The following is a 19,211-nucleotide window of genomic DNA, read 5'->3' on the forward strand; positions in this document are numbered from 1 at the left end:
AAAACGTCGCGTCCCAGCATGTCCCCTGGCATGAGCGTCCGGTTTCACGGACGAGGGATGCGCTCGACTTCATCGCGGCGAGTCCTTGCCGGACTGCCTGAGCATTCAACCCCTTGCCCGTCGCATCGGCGGCATTCCGCTGCCGCCATGCGCCTTGTCTTTCCATGAGTACCAAGCCCGTAGCCGAAGCGATTCGGATCGAAAGCGAATCCGGCCCCACCGATGAAACCAAATCCGTCCGCGTGCGCCGGGGAGTCTACAGCCTGCGCAACACCCCCGGGTATTACATGATCCGCGTGCGGGTGCCGGGAGGAGTCATTACCACGGATCAGCTCGAGGCCGTGGCGGAGCTGAGCCGCGAGTCGGGCTGGGAGCTGGGAGTGCATCTCACCACCCGCCAGGGGCTGGAGCTGGCCGGGATTCCCGGAGCTGCGGTGTGCAATTATCTCACCCGTCTCGAAGTCGCGGGGCTGACCACCGTGCTGACGGGCGGGAATGCCGTGCGTGGCGTGGTCTGCTGCCCATTCTCCGGCGTCGCGCCGGACGAGGCCTTTGATGTCACCCCCTTCGCGCTCGCGGTGGATCGCTATTATCGCGAGCACGCCACGCTCACGCGCATGCCGCGCAAGATCAAGATCGCCTTCGATTCCTGCCCCGAGGATCACGTGCGGGCGTTCTTTACCGACATCGGCATCCGCGCCGTGAAGCGCGAGGGGCAGCGCGGTTTCCGCATCATTGTCGGCGGAGGCCTGGGCGCCACGCCCAAGGTCGGGCAGGTGCTGGAGGAGTTTGTGCCTGTGGGAAAACTCTTCCCCACCATCGATGCCATTCTGCGCGTTTTCGATCGCGAGGGGGACCGCAACAATCGCGCCCGCGCCCGGCTGAAATGGCTGCTGGCGGAGTGGGGGATCGAGAAGTTCCGCGACGCCGTCCGCGCCGAACCGGTGGATGGGGCGTTTCCGGACGAACTGGCTTTTCACGTTGAGGATTTCTCCCTGCCTCCTGTCTCGTTCTTTGGCGTGGGAGCGGGCGCCGTCTCCGCCGATCGGGCGCAGGATTTCTCCCGCTGGTCTGCGGCCAATGTCCTCCGCCAACGCCAGCCCGGCCTGGCTGCGGTGACCATCCGCGTGCCCTTCGGTGACGTCAGCCCGGACCAGCTTCACGTCATCGCGGAGGCCGCGCGCTTGTTTGGCGGCGGGCTGCGCACGTCGATCGAGCAGAATATCGTCCTGCGCGGAGTGCGCGTTGAGGCGCTGCCCGCCCTGTACCAGTTTCTGCTGCCTGCCGGTCTCGCCACGTGCTGCGCCGGGAAGCTCCTCGATGTCACGCGGTGCGTTGGCTCGTCGGCCTGCCTTTCGGCGATCACGAGTTCCCGTTCCGCGGCCGCCGACATCTCCCGGGCGCTGGAGGGGGAGCTCGGCTACGATCCCTCGCTGCAACATTTGCGCGTGCGCGTGTCGGGCTGCCCCAACTCCTGCAGCCATCACCACGCGAGTGACATCGGACTTTATGGGATCTCGAAAAAGGTGAACGGACGCGCTGTCCCGCACTACGCCCTGCTCGCCGGGGGTTCCGCTCTCGGGGAGACAACGGGGTTGCGTGTGATCGACATCCCGGCGGCGCGCATCGGCGCTGCCGTCGAGCGAACGGTGCGCCTGTACCGCGACGAGCGACAGCAGGCGGAATCCTTTCCGGCCTTTGTGGCCCGGGCGGGAGTCGAGCACATCCGGGAAACCCTTAAGCCGCTAACCGAGGCTCCCTCCGTGGAGGACGATCCGGCGTTTTACCGGGATCTCGATGCGGAACGCGATTTCAAGGTCGAGTCAAAGAAAGGCGAGTGCCACTATTGACTGATCCGGCCTGCGGTCCCTAACCGGACGCGAGCAGGCTGTGGACGACGGGCAGGGTGACGAAGGCCAGGATCGTGTCGGCCATGATCACGAAGGCGAGGGTTTCGTCATCCAGCTTGAACCGCCCGGCGATGACGAAGCTCAGCAACTGGCTGGGCATCGCGCCCTCCATGATCGTCATGTCGCGGAAGATGCCGGTTAATCCCACGGCTCCCGCCGCCGCAGCCACGATGAGCGGAGATGCGGCGAGCTTCACCCCGGCCACGGGCAGGGCGAGCCAGGCGCGGCGTGGGATGCGGAAGCGCAGCGCCATGCCGAGCGACAGGATCATCATGCCGCTGACCGATGCGGCCATGATTCCCGTGGCGGAGAGCACAAAGTCGGGGCAGGGGATGTGCAGCGCCTTCCAGATCAGGGCGGCGGCCAGCGCCCAGATGGGCGGGAGCTTCAGCGCCTCCAGCGCGGTTTTGCGGAAGGTGATCTTCTCGTGCGACCCGTAGGCGATGGCGATCATCGCGCCGAGGGTGAGGTTGAGGGAGGATTTCGTGACCTCAAAGAGCACGGAGGTTTGTGCGGCCTCGGTCGGATGACCGGGGAAGAGCCCGAGCAGCACAGGGAGGCCGAAATACGTCACGTTGCCAAACGCCGCGGCCAGGATCATCGCTCCTTTCGTCGGGCCGGGAATGGGCAGGAAATGGAAGATGGCAAAGCTCAGCGTGAGGCAGGCCAGCACGCCGGTCGCCGCTGCCGCCGGAATGGCAAAGAAAAGCCGGTCGACATCGGATTGAATGACTGTGTGAAAAACCAGTGCGGGCAGGAAGGCATAGAGCACCAGCCGGTTCAGGTGCTGACGGGCCTCCTCCGCTGCGGGGAGAAACTGGCGCAGCAGCGCCCCGATGAAGGCGATGGCGGCGAGGGAAAAAAAGACCTGGGTCACGATGTGCGTTGGCGAATGAGGTCGCGCGTGATGTCGGCGACCGAGGCGCACCCGGCGAGTATGAGGGAAAGCTCAAACTCCTCCCGGTAAAGCTGCAGCACGCGGGAGACGCCGGCCTCTCCCCCGGCGGCCAGACCCCAGATGATGGGGCGACCGACCAGCACGGCCTTTGCGCCCAGGGCGAGGGCCTTGAGGATGTCCGTACCGCGCCGCACCCCGCCATCCATCAGCACCTCGGCCTGGTGTCCGATGGCTTCGGCAATTGCGGGCAGCGCATCCAGGGTCGCCGGTGCGGTATCGAGCTGGCGGCCGCCGTGATTGGAGACGATGACTCCCGCCGCGCCATGATCGACCGCCTTGCGCGCGTCGTCGGCGCGCACCACGCCCTTGACCAGGATCGGCAGCGAAGTGATCGACCGCAGCCAGTCGAAATCGCTCCAGTTCAGCGAGGCGTCGAATTGCTTCGCGATGAATTGCGCCAGTCCCGAGCCGCCCGGGACGATATCCATCTTTTCACGCCCCTCCTCGGCGAGATTGGCCACCGTGATGCCATCCGGCAGGGTGAAGTGATTGCGCATGTCGGCATAGCGCCGCCCGAAGCGCGGAGCGTCCACCGTGAGCGCGAGCGCCGTGTATCCCGCCGCCTCGGCCCGGCGGACCAGTCGCTCGGTCAGCGAGCGGTCCGTGTGCACGTAGAGTTGGAACCAGCGGGGCGACGGCCCCTGGGCGGCGATCTCCTCCAGCGTGCAGGAGGCGATGGTGCTTGCCACCATGGCGATGCTGGCGGCCGCCGCGGCGCGTGCGGTCGCCATTTCCCCATCGGGATGGGCCATGCGATGAAAGGCGGTCGGTGCGATGAGGAGCGGGAGGGTGAGGCGCTCGCCGAGTACGGTGGTGCCGGGCTCGGGCCGGGAAACATCCACCAGCACGCGTGGCATCAGGACCGTGCGCTGAAATGCCGCGACGTTTTCCCGCAGCGTGATCTCATCCGCCGCGCCTCCCGCATAGTAATCGCGGGCGGGCTGGGGGAGCGCCTCATGGGCCATCCGTTCGAAATCATGGACCTCGACGCAGTGCGAAATGTCATTCACGGCATTTCCTTAGTGCTTGGGCGGATCAAAGTTGTCGAGGGGATTTTCCGCGGGTTAAGCTGGTTCGTACGGAGGTATTCAATTGTTAGAGCAAGCCGCAATTTGTTTCACTCCTCCCCGTGTCGGACAAATGAAGTGCACCATGCTGAAGTCCCTCCTTCCCCCGCAGCGTCACCTGTTCAGCGAGATCCTGCGATGAACCCGGCCTCCGAGTTGCGACCCGATGCCGCCCCGGCCTCGCGGAAGGTCTGGAAGGTGGGCACTCTCACCTACACGGCGGCGGGCATCGTGGCCTTGTTTGTCTGGCTGCTCTGGGGAGACTTTGCCTGGTCGATGCGGGACCGCTCGATCCCTCCCGTCATCACCCTCCTTTTCAAAAACTACGGCTCGCCGGACATGCTCACCGGCATCCTGATCGGCTCCCTGCCTGCGCTGCTCGGCCTGGTGCTCAATCCCATCGTGAGCTACCGGTCGGATCGCTTGCGCAGCCGTCTCGGGCGCCGCATCCCGTATCTCATCCTTTCCACGCCCGTCATCGTCATCGGTCTGGTCGGTCTCGCCTTCAGCCCGCCGCTGGGGACGACGCTGTCGCATTGGTTCGGTCCCGTGCTCGGGGCGAGCCTCGCCACGCTGATCTTTCTCGCCCTGTTCTGGACGCTGTTTGAGGTCGGTTGCGTCGTGTCCATGGCTGTCTTCAATGCCCTGGTCAATGACGTGGTCCCTCAGGAGCTGCTGGGCCGGTTTTACGGACTCTTTCGCGCGGTGAGCCTCTTCGCCGGGATGCTCTTCAATTTCTGGATCGTCGGGAAATCCGAGACGCACCACATGGCAATCTTTCTCGGGATGGCCATCCTGTACGGCATCGGATTCACCGTCATGCTGGTGAAGGTGAAGGAGGGGGAATACCCGCCGCCCCCCGAGCCGCAGGGGCCGGACGCCGCGGGGGGATTCCTCCCGGCGGTGAAATCCTACTTCCGCGACTGCTTCACCAAACCGTATTACCTGCTCTGCTTCCTCTCGGGCATCATCGGGGGCGCAGCTAACATTCCGTTCAACCTCTTCGTCCTCCTTTATGTGAAGAGCATCGGGCTGAGCCTCGAGACGTATGGCAAATACATCGCGCTGACGTACCTGATCTCCTTCGTCGTGTCCTATCCGCTGGGTGCTCTCGCGGATCGCGTTCATCCGTTGCGCCTCACCATCGCCGTGCAGTCCGTCTTTGCCCTGGTCACTCTGGCCTGCGGGCTTTTCGTGGAATCCCAAGTGAGTTTCCTCGTGGGCCTCGTCGCCCTGGGCGTGATGGCGGGCGCCTATTACACCGCCTCGGCCTCGCTGGGTGCGAGGTTGCTGCCCCGGGCGAAATTTGCCGAGCTGTCGTCGGCGGGAGGCATTCTCGGTGCAGGCGTGAATATCGTCCTCGCCCCGGCGGTGGGCTTTATTCTCGACCAGAGCGGGCATAACTACCGCTACACGTTCTTCATGGGCTTTATCCTCGCTGTGGTTTCCATCGTGCTCTTCCTCCTGCTCTATCGCCGGTTTCTGCGGTACGGCGGGCCTGCCGGGTACGTCGCTCCCGAGTAGGAGCTGTACGCGTAGAACGGATTTTCCCGCAGGACGGCGGCTTTCGGCATTGCTCCGGTTCCCAGCTTTCGCGAAGCTGGCCATCTCCCTATGAAATTCGGCTTTTCCACTCTCGGGGCGCCTCAATACAGCCTCGCCCAATGCAACGATCTCGCCGTCACCTGCGGTCTGGATTTTCTTGAGGTTCGCAGCCTCGGGGGAAGCCTCGATATGCCGGCGTATTTCGCGGAGAATCCCGTGCCTGCGGGCAGCCTGCCCATTCACGTGCTGGGTTCCTCCCTCTTCCTCACCATGGCGGGCGATGCCGATGTGGAGGCGTTTTTTGGCTTCATGAAACTCGCCGATCAACTCGGGACGCCCTACGTGCGGGTGTTTGGCGGAGGCGATTTCAGCGAGGACCTGGACCCGGAAAAGCTGCGGCATGCCGCTACAGTTGTCCGGCGCATCCGGGAAAAAGCTGCTGCCGAGGGATGGAGGGCGGAGCCGATCCTGGAAATGCATGATGCCTTTTCCAACTCCGAGCGTTGCCAGCGGCTGAACTCCCTGCTGGACGCCCCGCTCTCCTTGCTCTGGGACAGTCATCACACCTGGCGCATCGGCGGGGAAAGCCTCGCCGACACCTGGCAGGCGGTAAGCCCTCTCATCCGCCACATCCACTACAAGGACAGCCGCGCGACGGCGGAGGGCTTTGACTACGTGCCGCCCGGCGAGGGAGAGTTTCCCTCCCAGGACCTGTTTTCGCTTTTGAAATCTCAGGGCTACGCCGGTGGAGTCTCACTGGAGTGGGAACGCAAATGGCATCCCGAACTCGCCCCGCTGGAAGCCGCCCTGCCAAAATTCGCGGACGTGCTTCGCACCGCGGGATTTTCTCCAGCCAGCTAGCTTTCGCTGCCTCCGACAGAGTCGGCTGTGCGCGTCGTCTTTCCTATGAGAATCCTTTTCCTCCTGACCATGATATCTCCCATCCTGCTCGGAATCGTAAAAGCTGATCCCGCAGTCCTCCCCCATCCGCTGCCCGATCATCCCCGCCTGCTGGTTGCTGGCGGGGACTGGGAAAAAATACGGCGACAGATTGAGGCCGATCCCCTATCCGGCAAAGTTTTCGCACTGGTCCGCGAAAATGCCGATCGCATGCTCGATCAGCCGCCCGTGGAGCGTACCCTGGTGGGACGCCGTCTGCTGGATGTCTCCCGTCTGGCGCTGGAGCGCATCACCGCCCTCGCGATGGTCGCACAGATCACGGGGGACGAGCGCTATTCCAGCCGGGCCATCGAGGAGATGCTCGCCGTCATCAAGTTCAGCGACTGGAATCCGTCGCACTTTCTCGACGTTGCGGAAATGTCCCTGGCCGTGGCCATCGGTTACGACTGGCTGTATGACAAGCTGACTCCAGACCAACGCGACGAAATCGCAAAGGCGCTCGTTGACAAGGGCATCCGTCCGTCGTTCGTTACGCCCGAGCCATTTTTTGTCCAGGGAACGAACAACTGGAATCAGGTCTGTCACGCGGGGCTGTCCGCAGCCGCCATTGCCGTGGCCGACCGAGAGCCTGCCCTCGCCGAGAAGGTATTGGAGCGCGCGATTCGCTACCTGCCCAATGCGGCGGAATCCTACGCTCCCGATGGCGCCTTCCTCGAGGGGCCGATGTACTGGGATTACGGCACCATGTTTCACGTCGTCCTCGCGGCCTCCCTGGAGCGCCTCACCGGTTCGACGCAGGGCGTCGCGGATTATCCGGGCTTCGCCGCCAGTGCGGACTACATGCAGCAGGTGGTTTCACCCATCGGGCGGTACTTCTGCTATTCCGATTGCAGAAGCAATCGAGGGATGCAACTTCCGCTCTTCTGGTTCGCCCGGCACTTTCATCGCCCGGACTGGATAGCCGCCAACGCCGGAATCATCAACGCGCAGCCGGAAAAACACGATGGAAAGCCTTACAATGGCGGGCGTCTGTTTCCTCTGGCTTTGCTCTGGCTGCTGCCATCCGATGGCGCTCCCGCCGCGCATGAGCCTGCTCCCTTGCGCTGGTACGCCCGAGGCCGGGGCCCTCTCGTGGTCTTTCGCTCAGCCTTTGGCGATCCAAATGCCTTTTACTTTGCGATCAAGGGCGGAAGTCCCTCGCTCAGCCATGCTCATATGGATGCGGGGTCATTCAATCTCACTGCCGACGGTGTGGAGTGGGCTACTGATCTCGGTATGCAGGAGTACGAGAGCCTGGAGAAGCTCCAGATTCCTCTCTGGGATAGGAAAGGCGGTCGCTGGGGCGTCTTTCGTCTCGGTCCCGAGTCGCACAGTATTCCTCGCTTCAACGGCGCCCGTCCGCTGGTCGATGGCGATGCGATTTTCCAAAAGGTGCAGCTCGAGGGGAAAAGGCCTTTCGCCCTGCTCGACCTGACCCCGCTTTACCAGGATCAGGTCGCTCAAGCAGAGCGCGGCGTCATGGTGCTGAATGACAAGGTGGTGCTGATCCAGGATGAGTGGAAGGGGCGCGGCCAGGAGACTGACTACAGCTGGCAGTTCATGACGCGGGCTGATGTGCAGGTCGATGGTCGCAAGGTGCATCTCCGGAAGGACGGGAAATCGCTCGATCTCCTCGTCCTCGATGAAAGCCCGGTCACGATCAAGGTTGAGAAGGCGGAGGAGTTGATGCAGCCCTTTGATGCGCCCAATCCGGACGTCAAACGCGTGAACATCCACCTGAAGACTGCGTCCGATGCGGCGGGAAGGTTGAGGGTTCTCGCCGTCCCCGGGTCGAGTGGAACGGTGGAGCCGCCTGCGCTGCAGCCGCTGAAGGACTGGAAGTAATTCCCGCGTTCGAGCCCTTTCAGGAGGGCTGGTGAAAAAATAGTCTGCTTGGCCGACCGGGGCCGCCTTGCATCATGGCGGCATGGCCAAGTCATCGCCCCGTAAAAAACGCACCCAGCCCGAGATCCCGTGGAGCCCCCGTCCCGAGGGTAGCAAGGATCTCGTCTGGAGGTATCCTAATAATCCGATCCTCGGTCGCCGCGCCATTCCCTGCGCGCAGGCGATTTATAATAGCGCCGTCATTCCCTTCGAAGGCAGATACGTTGGGGTCTTCCGCGCCGATCATCTGAATGGAATGCCCAACTTGCATCTCGGATGGAGCGAGGATGCGCTCAGCTGGAAAATCTCGAACGATCCGATCAAATTCACCGGTGGCGACGCGGCCTATCGCTCGGGATACGGCTACGATCCGCGGGTCTGTCGCATCGGTGCGGATTACTTCATCACCTGGTGCGCCGACTATCACGGCCCGACCATTGGCGTCGCAAAGACGCGCGACTTCCGGAAGTTTGAGCGGCTCGAAAATGCCTTCCTGCCCAACAACCGCAACGGCGTCCTCTTCCCCCGTCGCATCGGCGGCAAGTACGCCATGCTCAGCCGTCCCAGTGATGGTGGGCACACCCCCTTTGGCGATATCTTCTACTCGGAGAGCCCCGATTTATGCCACTGGGGCGTCCATCGCCATGTCATGTCCTCCGGTTCGCTCTGGTGGGAGGGCGTGAAGATCGGCTCCGGCGCGGTGCCGATCGAGACGGATAAAGGCTGGCTGCTGCTCTACCACGGCGTGAGAAGTTCCTGCAATGGCTTCGTCTACAGCATGGGCGCGGCTTTGCTCGATCTCGAGAAGCCCTGGATCGTTCGCGGACGTATTACTGGACCCATTCTCATGCCGGAGCTCGATTATGAAACGACGGGATCGGTGCCCAATGTCGTGTTTCCCTGCGCCACGTTGCATGATGAGAAGGATGGTCGCATCGCCATCTACTATGGCGCGGCGGATACGCATGTCGCCCTCGCTTTCGCGTGGCGTGATGAACTGGTCGCGGAGATCCTTAAGTATCCGGTAGGGAAGTAGTTTGTAAGCATTTCGCCGGACTCCTGTTTCAGAAGCTAAGCGTTCCGACAGGAGTTCCCGCGAGCGGATTTTGCGGCCCGGAAGTCCGGCCCAAGGTATGGAATCTTCGGGGAGGGGATTTCCGGATGCTGTGTTTTTGCGGGATTTGGTCCGGCTTTGGGGTGCGTGCTCAATTGTTCGAATAAAAACGCCCTCCACGACAAATGCGCCGGTGGCATGCTATGTGAAGGGCGGAGATATTGACTGACCCGATGCGCTTCGCGGCGAGTTACCTTCCCTGAATTCCAAAAAAAGTCGCTTGCTAGGTGGCTAGGCCACCTGTTAGTTCGGGAGGTATGGCAAGCGAGACGCGCCCCATTCACGAGCAGTTGATCCGGTTGTGCCAGGAGGAGCTGGAGGCGGGGCGCTGGCAGCCCGGGCAGCAGTTTCCCTCGGAGCGTGATCTGGCCGCACGCCACGGGGTCAGCCGGGCCACGGCCAACAAGGTGCTGTCCAAGCTGGCGAGCGAGGGCTGGCTGGAGATGCGCAAGGGGATCGGGTGCTTCGTGGCCGAGAGGCCGACGCTTTTCACGTCCCTGCGCCGGATTGAGAGTTTCACGGTGTTTGCCTCCGAGCAGGGGTATCGACCGTCCACCCGGCTGGTGGAGCTGGAGGCCCGTCAGACCGCCTCCGACCATGTCTCTGCGGCTCTGGGCCTGCCTGCGGGCGGGCGGGTGATCTCCATGAAACGCCTGCGCCTGATCGACAACGACCCCGTCATCCTCGAGGAGCGATGGCTCCCGGCAGCGCTTTATCCCAGGCTGGGCAGGCGGGAACTGGAGGGATCATTTTACCAGCTCTGCCGCGAACGGTATGGTCTCATCGTGCAGCGCGAGGAGGCCGAGGTGCGCGCCGCCATCGCTCCCGCGTGGCCGGGCGTGGCATGGACTGCTCCTGCCTTGCGGCTGGAAGGCGTGGGTTTCGACAGCAAGGGGCAGCCGCTCTGGTATCAGGTGCTCCACTATCGCGGCGACCGGTTCACCTTGAGCAATGTCGTGGAAAGCGCCGCAGCGGTCCCACGTCTGGCGCTGAACCTGAACTCAAACTGCTAAGACAGCGCTTCTCTCTATGAAACAACCGACAGTCAACGAACTGGCGAAGATGATCGACCACTCCCTGCTGCATCCCGCGATGTCGGATGCCGAGGTACGGGCGGGGTGCGAGCTTTCTCGTGACTACGCGGTAGCCAGCGCCTGCGTGAAACCATACGGCATCCCTCAAGCCGTGGAGATCTTTGCCGGTACGGACGTCCTGGCGTGTGCCGTGATCGGATTTCCGCACGGCAACAGCACCACCGGCATCAAGGTCATCGAGGCCGAGTCCGCCGCGCTGGCCGGAGCCCGGGAGATCGACATGGTGGTCAACACCGGCAAGGTGAAAAGCGGCGAGTGGGAGTACGTGAAGCGGGAAATCTCCCTCATCAACGAAGCGACCCTCGCGGTGGGAGCGATTCTCAAGGTGATCTTTGAAAATGATTTCCTGACCGAGGAGGAAATCATTCGCCTCTGCGAGATTTGTTCCGAGGTTAACGTGGCCTTTGTCAAAACCTCCACCGGCTACGGCTTCGTGAAGCAGCCGGATGGTCAGTATAATTACAAGGGTGCGACGTTTGAGCATCTCAGGCTGATGCGCAGGCACACGGCACCACACATCCAGATCAAGGCTGCGGGCGGGGTGCGAACCCTCGACGATCTGCTGGCCGTGCGCGAGATCGGTGTCACGCGCATCGGCGCGACCGCCACAAAGAGCATCCTCAATGACGCCCTGCGCCGGGGATTCCCCGGCTCCGTGCCGCTACCTCATCTCGACGAGGCCGGGGCAAGCGCGCCGGGCGGATACTGACACCCAGACGCCATGCCGGATATCTCTCCCGAGGATCGTTCCGCCCGCCCGGCCATCTCGATGGTCGATGCGTATGCCCATTGTCCGCTCTGCGGCTCAAAGCAGCTGTCGCGAGGCGGCGGCTGCCTGAGGTGCGAGGACTGCGGCCACCGGGAATTCGGGAACCCCGTCACCTCGGTCGCCATTTTCCTCTTTGACGCGGAGGGCAGGGTGCTGCTCATTCGGCGGGGCCGGGAGCCCGCCTTGGGCAAATGGGCTCCGCCTGGTGGTTTCCTCGACGCGGGCGAGTATCTGGAGGAGGCCGTCATGCGTGAGACTGGAGAGGAGACCGGGCTGGTTCCTGGCAACATTCGCTATCTCGCCTCATTCCCCAATGCCTATGTTTATCAAGGCCTGGCGCGTCCCGTTTGTGACGTGTTTTTCACGGCGGAGGTGAAGGTTGCCGACGTCACGATGCAGCATGGCGAGGTGGTCGATTTCCGATGGATCAACCCAAGGGAAATCGACCCCGACGAACTGGCTTTCGACTCGATGCGGCGAGCCTTTGCGGTGCTGCTGCGCTCGCTTGCTGCGGCGTCTACGGGATGACGAGATCCGGATTGCCCGGGCCGAAGTGCTTCAGCATGACGAGCGGGTCGGTCGCCGAGGGGTTGGAAATCACCACACCGTTGCGCGCCGCTTCCTCGGTGACGAAGAACTCATCCGAGGTGAGCTGCCCGTAACGAATGAGCGTCGGCGTGTCGGCCTGCCAGCCGCCGAGGGTGCCATGGCCTTGCACCAGAATGACACCGTAAGCCGCAGCGTCGGTGATGGTCACGGTCTGGCCGGGCAGCACGGTGAGTTCCTTTGCGCTATAGGCCGGGGACCGGTAGCTGATCCACTTCTCTACGTACCCGGGCGTTTCCTCCGTGGGACGGGCCAGCCTGGGGCGCATGAAGTGATTCGCGACGAATTCCGGATCGACATTCGCCTCCCAGTCGAGCACCTCGACGAGGTAGTCAAAATCGCCCATGCGATTCTCGGGGCAGTCTTTCCAAAGCAGTTCCTCCTGCACGAGCTGGTCGCCGGTGAGGGACTGGTACATTGCGTAGACATCGGAGTTGCGTTGCGGCTCGTAGGTGCAGAGGCTGCCCGGCGCGTGCAGGATGCCCGGTGGCACGTCCCAGCCCGTGCCGGGTTCCAGTCGATACGCGCGGGAGAGGTTGGTGATCTTGTTGTCGCCCTTCGTGAAATTCACCAGGCACTCGCGGATCTGGTCCCGCGTGGTGCCGGGCTCGATCCCGAAGAACGTGTAGGGAAAATCCCCGCCGTGGTTGTTCATCTGGGGCGGGAAGTAATACGACTCCGGCTTTCCGTTCTGCCCGACCAATGCCGCGTGCTCGTCGCGGTGATGCACGTGATGGGGCAGGGCGCCCATGTTGTCGAAGAACTTCGAGTACATCGGCCAGCAGCCATGCTCCTGCCAGATGCGTTCGCCGATGATGCCGCCGTGGAGCTCCTCGATCGCATCGCGGAAGAGGATTTTCTCGGTTCGGCCCCCGTCTTCCAGGACCACGAAGCTCAGCCCTTCGTGGGGCGCGGTGAGCGGGCCATTGTTTGCGGGCGTGGTGGAGGAAAGCCAGCGTTCGTCAAAGCCGCCGCGCGCGCTCCCGAGGGCGTAGTAGTCGTCGGGGTGGAGCTTGATGCGTCGACCAGGCACGCAATAGAAGCGAGGAACCCAGGTCGGGGCGAGGCGCAGGATGCCGCCTCCATGTTCGAGGGCCAGGGATGTGAGGGAGCGTGTATTCATAAGGGATGGATCGGGAGTTACAAGGTGCGGTACTCAAGCTCGAACATCGCGAAGACCTCGAAGTCCTCGAAGGCGAACTCGATGCCGCCCGGAATCTTGCGGAAGGGGTATTTCCTACGCCCCGGGAGGGAGCGTAGTCCTGTGGGCTGGAGCTTGTCTCCGAGGCGGACGCGAACCTTGCCCTGGCACGGAAGGGGTTCCTCGTCCTGTCTCAGCGAGACAAGGCTGAGGTTCATCCTCTGCTCGGAGGGTTTGTCGAAGACCGTCAGTTCGACATAAGCCGGCGCGTCGGCCTCGACAGGGATCGTCCCTCCATGCAGCTCCCGGATCAGGCTGGCAAAGACCCTCCGGTTCACCTCCTGGTCCTCCTGCTCGATGGGTCCGGCGGAGTAGCAGGCCCGGCCGTGTTGAAAACGATGCAGCGTGATGCCCGGCGCAAACGGCTCCGGGCCGGGCGGCGTGCTGTGGATGCTGGCGAATGACGGGCGCAGGGCCGAGCCGTCCTTCTCGGGACACCACGGCTTCGTGAGGTGGGCGAGCACCTTGGCGCTTCGGTTCTGTACCGTGATCCATCCGCTGCGATGGATGAGATGGTCCTGCGGCGCGGTCATGGCCCGGAAGGTCCGGGCCCGCGGGGTGAAGAATGCCAGGGAGTGCTCCATCAGACCGATCGCGGACGCGCCAAAGACATCGGCGAGCCCGAAATCCTCCCGTTGCACTCCATTCTCGGCCACGAGCGAAGAGTAGCCGCTGGCGTATAGACTGCCTCCTGCCGCGACAAAGTCCCGGAAAGCGCTCACCTCCTCGTCGGACATGACGAGGACGTTGGGCAGGATCACCACGCGGTAATCGTTCAGCTTCGCGAGGTGGCGTTTCGTTACCACCGCATAAGGGATGTGCGCCTCCTGCAGACTGCGACCGGCGCGCATGGCGGCTTCCAGGTGGGGCATGCCGGAGCTTGTCGCCATGTTGTCCGAGCGCGAGTCGAGCTTGTTGATGGGCGTGCCATTGGCCTGAAAGTTGAATCGCGATTCGGAGCTGATGTAGATGGCGACATCGGCCCGGAGATCGCCGCCGAGATATTTCTCGTAGGGAGTGAGCTTCGGGAAAATCTTTCCGATGCGCTCATAGACTCTCGGATTGACTGTTCCGACCGGATCGATGGCGTCGATGAACATAAATCCCGCCGAGAAGGCCGGAGCGAGGAAAGCCTGCATCTCCATCTTGGAGGCCGGCTTCATCGTCACGTGGTCCCACAGATCGATGCACCGCGAGGTCATGAACTCAAATGGCTTCCGTACGCTTAGGTCCTCAAAGATCTTGCAGACGAGGCTCTGCTGCGCGGGCGGCCCATAGAAATCGCCGCTCGCGTAATCGCAAACATCCGTCAGGTCGTAGGGCATGGCCATGCGCCAGTCATGCAGCACCGGGCTGAGCTGGTGCGTTGATGTCGTGGTGGGACGCGTGCGGCGCACGGCGTCGGTAAGCATCCCGGCGAACTCTTTCATCCACCGCTCGCGGCCGCGCTGAAAGGCCATCCAGGTCGGATTGTGCCAGTCGATGACCCGCGGTAATTTCGCGCCCTCTTCTTCCTGAAACCGGCGTTCGCAATGCGGGCAATAGCAGACGAAGGGCCAGAACAGCATGTCGAAGAAAATGCCGTCAAACTCGTAGCACGAGCAGAGTTCCTCGGTCTGCGCCACGGCAAAGTCGCGGTAGGGCGAGTTTGGGCAGCAGGTGCCGTAGCGATTGTTTTCATAGGCTGCCACGCCATTGTGCGGGAGGATGCGCCAGTCGGGATGCTCGAGGAACGTCGCGTTGTTATAGACCGCGCTGTAATAGGCGACGACGGAGAGATCCCGGGCGCGGGCGTGCTTGAGCACCTCGCCGACAAAGTCTTTTTTCCCGAGCGCCTTGTGGACGGGGCCGAGTTGCGAGGGATAGAGCGTCGGGCCCACGTGCGAGTTGCAATAGACCATGATCGAGCTGCTGCCGCCCTTTGCCAGCGTGTCGACGAACTTGCGCGCATCGAGCTTCGAGAGAAATCGCGCGTCCCAGTCGGGGATATGGATGTCGACGAGAAATCGCCGGAAGCTCCGCTGATACCAGTCGTTGAGCGGAGGGACGGGGGGCTTGGCGGTTTTCTTCGCGTCAGATAAACCTGACCGGCGGCGGGGCTTCATTCCCTCATCGTGTCGATGGGAAAAAACGTCTTCAATAGGACAAAAATGATATCTATATGAGGAAAGTGACCGGGCACGCCGGTCGCGAGCTCCTCGGAAAAAATCAACCCATGAACTGGCTGGATCGCATCTCTCCCCGTCCCAACATTCTTTGGCGCGGCCCCTGGCCATCGCGCTTCATTGAGCCTGAGCGGTATCTCTACGATCACGAACTCGTGCTGGTCTCCCGCGGCGAATATCTCCTGCGCGTGGGAGATCGGGAGTGGGACATGAAAGCCGGGATGTTTGCCATCATTCCGCCGGCCACCAATCACCTCAGCATCGTGCGCAAGGGGCCGGTTTACCGCGCCTGCGTTCACTTTGACTGGCTGGCGGAGCCTGCTCCGGCGAGGCCGATATGCAGTTATCATCCCCGTCGTCCGGTTGCAAAAAAAGTGGTCGCGCCACCCGGATTTGTCCCGCAGGGATGCATGGTCGGCTCCTTCCGCGATGATGGAACGATTGCCGCGCTGCTCGACACGCTATTCTTCCGCTGGCAGACGGGCGACGCCTTGAACCGGTTGCTTTGCCGGGGCGGGTTGCAGGAGATTCTGGTCCGCCTTCTCTGGCCGTCGGATCGCGTCAAACGTCCTGCCGCGTCCTCCTCCCAGCTCGCCTATGCGGTGAAGGAGGCTCTGGATACCAATGCGGTGAAAGGCGGCGGCGTGCAGGCCTTGCTGGCGGGGCTGGGGTGCAGCTATGCCCACGCCTGCCGGGTGTTTCACAAGAGCTTTGGCCTTACTCCGGTGGCCTACATCACTGCGCAGCGGCTGGAGCGCGCCAAGAGCCTGCTCGGGAGTTCCCGGCTTTCGGTGGCCGAGGTCGGGTACGAAAGCGGTTTTTCCGATACCGGCTATTTCTGCAAACGCTTCCGGCAGAGTACCGGGCTGACCCCCGGAGCCTATCGCTCAAGGCTGGAGACGGCCTAGGCGGGAAAGACCTGCACCGAGACCTCCATGCGGTCAAAGGCATCCGACGGTCCGGACCACGAGCCCGCGAGAGGGTTCGCTCGCTCGTGGTCGCGCCCGACGGCCACCGAGACATGCTCAAAGCCGCAGAGCTTGTCGTTCGTCGGATCAAATCCGCGCCAGCCTGCGCCGGGGATGTAGATCTCCGTCCAGGCATGCGTCGCGCCGTGCTGGCCCTCGCCCATGAGGATGTAGCCGGTGACGAAACGCGCGGCGAGGCCGAGATTCCTCGCAGCCTCCATCATGAACACGGCAAAGTCGCGGCAGGAACCCGAGCCGAGCGCGAGCGTCTTGCAGGGAAGCTGCACCCCCGCCTCCTCGCGGCGGGAATACTGGAAGGTCTCAAAGATGCGCGTGTTGATCTGCTTCAGCAGGTCGAGCGTCGGCACGAGGTCGCCGGGTTTGTAAATCGGCGCGAGCCACGCTTGCACGGCCTGGCTGTCATGCGGATAACTCGGCACTCGGTAGAGCAGCGTTTCGATCTGCTCATTGGCGGAGTATTGAAAGGGATACGACCGCGCATACGGCGTGATGATGCCCTCCCTCGCCTCGTCGTCGTAAATCGTGACGAGACACTCGCTAAAGACGCGCAGCTTTTGCGAAGGCTCCTGAAATTCGATCACCGAGATGCAATTCCCATGAATGTCGCGCAGCCAGCGCGTCGACGCCTTCGGCTCGATCTCAAGGCGAGCATCGTCGATATGCAGGTCGTGGCCCTCGCGTGGGCGCAACATCGCCGTGTGCTCTCCGAAGGTTACGGGAGTTTTATAATGATAGGTCGTCTCGTGAATGATGCGCAGGCTGTGCATGGCGGGAGAAAAGAAGGTGCTAGGCGCGGAATGGCTCGGAGGCAAAGAGGTTCAACCCGAGGCGCTCGGAGAGATGACGCGCTGTGAGCTGGCCGCGCACGCTGTTGCCTGCCTCGTCGAGCGGGGAGGAGAAGGTGGCGAGGCCGCCCTTGCCCGGCGCGACGGTGATCATGCCGCCGCTCACGCCGCTCTTGCCCGGCAAGCCGGTCGCGTACAGCCAGTCGCCGGAGTTTTCGTACAAGCCCGCCGTCACCATCACGGCGAGGACGTGCTGGCAGTGAATCGCATCGACCACGCTTTCGCCGGTGACGGGATTGACTCCTCCATTGGCCAGCGTGGCGGCCATGATGGAAAGATCGCGGGCGGTGACATTGAGCGAGCACTGCCGGGTATAAATGTCCGTGGCCTCCGCCGGGTCCCAGTACATCTTCTGGTAACTCCCGAGCAGGCTGGCGATTCCCTGGTTGCGCTGGTTGGTCGCCATTTCGGACTCGTAGACTGTGAGGTCCAGTTCAAGCGTGCGTCCGGCGAAACGCGACAGCCCGTCGCGAAGAAAGGCCCATTTTTCCTCCGCGCTCCCACCCGGGGCGAGACTGGCTGCGGCGATGGCTCCGGCATTGACCATCGGGTTGGTCGTGCCGTCCTTCGATCGCTCGATGGCGAGGACGGAATTGAACGGTAGCCCGGTGCTGTTCGCTCCGAGTTTCTCCCGCGCGGCATCTTCGCCGATGGCCTGGCAGATGAGCGCGAAGACAAAGGGCTTCGACACGCTCTGGATGGAGAACGGCGTGTTGGTATCCCCGACCTCATGCACCACGCCGGAGGTCTCGGTCAGGCAGATGCCGAAAAGCTCCGTCGGCGCTCCGGCCAGCGCGGGGATGTAGTCGGCATTGGCGCCTTCGTTGACTGTGCGGAATTTCTCGTGGGTTTCCTCGATGAGAGTCTGCACGCACTCCGGCGAAGGGAGGCGGCCGTTGGAGACGTTGCAGGCCATGGGAGGTTTAGCGGAACCAGGAGATGAACTGGTTGATGACGACGGCATTGCTGATATCGACGAAGAACCCGGAGACCAGCGGCACGATGACAAAGGCCTTGTGCGCCTGGCCGTACTTTTGCGCCACGGCGGTCATGTTGGCCATGGCGGTCGGCGTGGCTCCGAGCGAGATGCCGCCAAAGCCCGCGCTGATCACCGCCGCTTCGTAGTCCTTCCCCATCACCCGGAAGATGACGAAGATCGCAAAGAGGAAGGCGAGGATGAACTGCGCCGCCAGCATGGCGAGCAGCGGTCCGGCGAGGCTTGCGATGGTCCAGAGCTGCAGGCTCATCAGCGACATGGCGAGAAATACGCCGAGCGAAACATCCGAGATCAAGGCGAGCGAACGCGACCCCGCGGGCCAGGGCGAGCCCTTGAAGATACGCGGCACGGTGTTGGTCAGGATGATCGCGCCGAAGAGGGAGCAGACGAAAAGCGGCAGGCTGATGTCGAGATAACCGAGGCCGTCCTGGATCAGCTTTCCCAGGGCCAGACTGATGTTGAGCCAGAAGAGCGTGCGAAGAAACCCGAAGTAATCAATCTCGTCCGTCTTCTTGTCATGGGTCACGCCGATGTCGGGTTGCGTGATCTTCGCCGGTTGCAGCTTGTTCTTCGTGATGAGCATGCGGGCGATCGGGCCGCCCATCAGCGAGGAAAGCACGAGGCCGACTGTGGCGCAGGCAATACCGATCTCGGTGGCATTGGCGATGCCGTGCTCGCTCACAAAGGTCGGGGCCCACGCGATGGTGGTGCCGTGGCCGCCGAGCAGCGAGACAGACCCGCCCACGATGCCGACGAGCGGATTCTGCCCCATCAGCGAGGCGACGCCCACGCCGACGAAGTTTTGCAGGAACATGAAGATCAGCGTCACGACGACGAGAATGATGAGCGGCTTGCCGCCGGAGAGCAGGGTCTTGAAATCCGAGTTCAACCCGATGCTGGCAAAGAAATAGAGCAGGAGGAAATCGCGCGTCGCGAGGTTGAATCCGATCTGGACCCCCGCTACCACGTGCAGCACCGCCGTGATGAGACAGACCAGCAGGCCGCTCGTGACCGGCTCGGGGATGTTGAACTCCCGCAGGATGGAGAACTTCCGCGTCAGCCATTTGCCCAATGCCAGGACGATGATGGCGAGGTTGAACGTGGTGAAGCTGTCGATTTGCATGGAGT

The 19,211-nt window shown here is 62.7% G+C and carries 16 protein-coding genes; 9 read left to right on the forward strand and 7 right to left on the reverse strand.

The window, feature by feature from the left end; translation table 11 throughout:
* The first annotated feature begins 164 nt into the window (after window positions 1-164).
* Window positions 165-1,850 (forward strand): nitrite/sulfite reductase, encoded by a 1,686-nt coding sequence (locus tag TSACC_RS19455; protein ID WP_075081123.1) that lies wholly within the window; start codon window positions 165-167, stop codon window positions 1,848-1,850.
* A 19-nt stretch (window positions 1,851-1,869) separates the two neighbouring features.
* Here the strand turns inward: TSACC_RS19455 and TSACC_RS19460 are convergent, their stop codons facing one another.
* Together TSACC_RS19460 and TSACC_RS21995 are read right to left on the reverse strand one after the other, a co-directional pair.
* Window positions 1,870-2,787: an AEC family transporter gene (locus tag TSACC_RS19460; RefSeq protein WP_075081124.1), complete on the reverse strand. Its 918-nt coding sequence runs from the start codon at window positions 2,785-2,787 to the stop codon at window positions 1,870-1,872.
* Complete coding sequence (locus TSACC_RS21995) at window positions 2,784-3,878, reverse strand: alpha-hydroxy acid oxidase (protein ID WP_202816013.1); 1,095 nt, start codon at window positions 3,876-3,878, stop codon at window positions 2,784-2,786. The genes TSACC_RS19460 and TSACC_RS21995 overlap by 4 nt, the downstream gene beginning before the upstream one ends.
* 195 nt (window positions 3,879-4,073) lie before the next feature.
* On the opposite strand from TSACC_RS21995, the gene TSACC_RS21385 reads away from it, so the two are divergent.
* The 7 genes from TSACC_RS21385 to TSACC_RS19500 all read left to right on the forward strand — a co-directional run bounded on the left by TSACC_RS21385 (window position 4,074) and on the right by TSACC_RS19500 (window position 11,808).
* A complete protein-coding gene (locus TSACC_RS21385; protein ID WP_075081125.1) occupies window positions 4,074-5,459 on the forward strand; it encodes an MFS transporter in 1,386 nt (461 codons plus the stop codon).
* 90 nt (window positions 5,460-5,549) lie between these two features.
* Window positions 5,550-6,341 (forward strand): sugar phosphate isomerase/epimerase family protein, encoded by a 792-nt coding sequence (locus TSACC_RS19475; RefSeq protein ID WP_075081126.1) that lies wholly within the window; start codon window positions 5,550-5,552, stop codon window positions 6,339-6,341.
* Between the two features lie 69 nt (window positions 6,342-6,410).
* The gene (locus TSACC_RS19480) at window positions 6,411-8,264 is read left to right on the forward strand and encodes a heparinase II/III domain-containing protein (RefSeq protein ID WP_169809716.1); all 1,854 of its coding nucleotides are present in this window, start codon (window positions 6,411-6,413) and stop codon (window positions 8,262-8,264) included.
* Window positions 8,265-8,346: 82 nt separating this feature from the next.
* Window positions 8,347-9,339 carry a glycoside hydrolase family 130 protein gene (locus tag TSACC_RS19485; RefSeq protein ID WP_075081455.1) on the forward strand — a complete coding sequence of 331 codons (993 nt, stop codon included), beginning with the start codon at window positions 8,347-8,349 and terminating at the stop codon, window positions 9,337-9,339.
* Between the two features lie 335 nt (window positions 9,340-9,674).
* The gene (locus tag TSACC_RS19490; protein WP_075081128.1) at window positions 9,675-10,430 is read left to right on the forward strand and encodes a GntR family transcriptional regulator; all 756 of its coding nucleotides are present in this window, start codon (window positions 9,675-9,677) and stop codon (window positions 10,428-10,430) included.
* 16 nt (window positions 10,431-10,446) lie between these two features.
* Window positions 10,447-11,220: a deoxyribose-phosphate aldolase gene (gene deoC, locus TSACC_RS19495; protein ID WP_075081129.1), complete on the forward strand. Its 774-nt coding sequence runs from the start codon at window positions 10,447-10,449 to the stop codon at window positions 11,218-11,220.
* A 12-nt stretch (window positions 11,221-11,232) separates the two neighbouring features.
* Window positions 11,233-11,808, forward strand: coding sequence for an NUDIX domain-containing protein (locus TSACC_RS19500; RefSeq protein WP_084400687.1), 576 nt, complete (start codon window positions 11,233-11,235; stop codon window positions 11,806-11,808).
* On the opposite strand, the gene TSACC_RS19505 is transcribed toward TSACC_RS19500, so the two are convergent.
* Together TSACC_RS19505 and TSACC_RS19510 are read right to left on the reverse strand one after the other, a co-directional pair.
* Window positions 11,798-13,009: a hypothetical protein gene (locus TSACC_RS19505; protein WP_075081130.1), complete on the reverse strand. Its 1,212-nt coding sequence runs from the start codon at window positions 13,007-13,009 to the stop codon at window positions 11,798-11,800. The two genes, TSACC_RS19500 and TSACC_RS19505, sit on opposite strands and share 11 nt — an antisense overlap.
* Before the next feature lie 17 nt (window positions 13,010-13,026).
* Window positions 13,027-15,192: an alpha-amylase family protein gene (locus TSACC_RS19510; RefSeq protein WP_075081131.1), complete on the reverse strand. Its 2,166-nt coding sequence runs from the start codon at window positions 15,190-15,192 to the stop codon at window positions 13,027-13,029.
* 56 nt (window positions 15,193-15,248) lie between these two features.
* On the opposite strand from TSACC_RS19510, the gene TSACC_RS19515 reads away from it, so the two are divergent.
* Window positions 15,249-16,160: a helix-turn-helix domain-containing protein gene (locus TSACC_RS19515; RefSeq protein ID WP_084400748.1), complete on the forward strand. Its 912-nt coding sequence runs from the start codon at window positions 15,249-15,251 to the stop codon at window positions 16,158-16,160.
* Here the strand turns inward: TSACC_RS19515 and TSACC_RS19520 are convergent.
* Genes TSACC_RS19520 through gltS form a run of 3 tightly spaced genes read right to left on the reverse strand, consistent with a single transcriptional unit; the run spans window position 16,157 to window position 19,206 of the window.
* A complete protein-coding gene (locus tag TSACC_RS19520; RefSeq protein ID WP_075081132.1) occupies window positions 16,157-17,008 on the reverse strand; it encodes a transglutaminase family protein in 852 nt (283 codons plus the stop codon). The genes TSACC_RS19515 and TSACC_RS19520 overlap by 4 nt on opposite strands.
* A gap of 19 nt (window positions 17,009-17,027) precedes the next feature.
* Window positions 17,028-18,002 (reverse strand): glutaminase A, encoded by a 975-nt coding sequence (gene glsA / locus TSACC_RS19525; protein WP_075081133.1) that lies wholly within the window; start codon window positions 18,000-18,002, stop codon window positions 17,028-17,030.
* A 7-nt stretch (window positions 18,003-18,009) separates the two neighbouring features.
* Window positions 18,010-19,206, reverse strand: a complete 1,197-nt coding sequence (gene gltS / locus TSACC_RS19530; RefSeq protein ID WP_075081134.1) for a sodium/glutamate symporter — start codon at window positions 19,204-19,206, stop codon at window positions 18,010-18,012.
* Window positions 19,207-19,211 lie beyond the last annotated feature (5 nt).

The sequence above is a fragment of the Terrimicrobium sacchariphilum genome, from assembly GCF_001613545.1.
GTDB classification, from domain to species: Bacteria; Verrucomicrobiota; Verrucomicrobiia; order Chthoniobacterales; family Terrimicrobiaceae; genus Terrimicrobium; species Terrimicrobium sacchariphilum.

Coding starts and splice junctions, on each gene's coding strand:
- TSACC_RS19500 (WP_084400687.1), top strand. CDS start 11,233: ATGCCGGATATCTCTCCCGAGGATCGTTCCGCCCGCCCGGCCATCTCG.
- TSACC_RS19455 (WP_075081123.1), top strand. CDS start 165: ATGAGTACCAAGCCCGTAGCCGAAGCGATTCGGATCGAAAGCGAATCC.
- gltS (WP_075081134.1), bottom strand. CDS start 19,206: ATGCAAATCGACAGCTTCACCACGTTCAACCTCGCCATCATCGTCCTG.
- TSACC_RS19515 (WP_084400748.1), top strand. CDS start 15,249: ATGAGGAAAGTGACCGGGCACGCCGGTCGCGAGCTCCTCGGAAAAAAT.
- TSACC_RS19475 (WP_075081126.1), top strand. CDS start 5,550: ATGAAATTCGGCTTTTCCACTCTCGGGGCGCCTCAATACAGCCTCGCC.
- TSACC_RS19510 (WP_075081131.1), bottom strand. CDS start 15,192: ATGAAGCCCCGCCGCCGGTCAGGTTTATCTGACGCGAAGAAAACCGCC.
- deoC (WP_075081129.1), top strand. CDS start 10,447: ATGAAACAACCGACAGTCAACGAACTGGCGAAGATGATCGACCACTCC.
- glsA (WP_075081133.1), bottom strand. CDS start 18,002: ATGGCCTGCAACGTCTCCAACGGCCGCCTCCCTTCGCCGGAGTGCGTG.
- TSACC_RS21385 (WP_075081125.1), top strand. CDS start 4,074: ATGAACCCGGCCTCCGAGTTGCGACCCGATGCCGCCCCGGCCTCGCGG.
- TSACC_RS19505 (WP_075081130.1), bottom strand. CDS start 13,009: ATGAATACACGCTCCCTCACATCCCTGGCCCTCGAACATGGAGGCGGC.
- TSACC_RS19480 (WP_169809716.1), top strand. CDS start 6,411: ATGATATCTCCCATCCTGCTCGGAATCGTAAAAGCTGATCCCGCAGTC.
- TSACC_RS19490 (WP_075081128.1), top strand. CDS start 9,675: ATGGCAAGCGAGACGCGCCCCATTCACGAGCAGTTGATCCGGTTGTGC.
- TSACC_RS19485 (WP_075081455.1), top strand. CDS start 8,347: ATGGCCAAGTCATCGCCCCGTAAAAAACGCACCCAGCCCGAGATCCCG.
- TSACC_RS19520 (WP_075081132.1), bottom strand. CDS start 17,008: ATGCACAGCCTGCGCATCATTCACGAGACGACCTATCATTATAAAACT.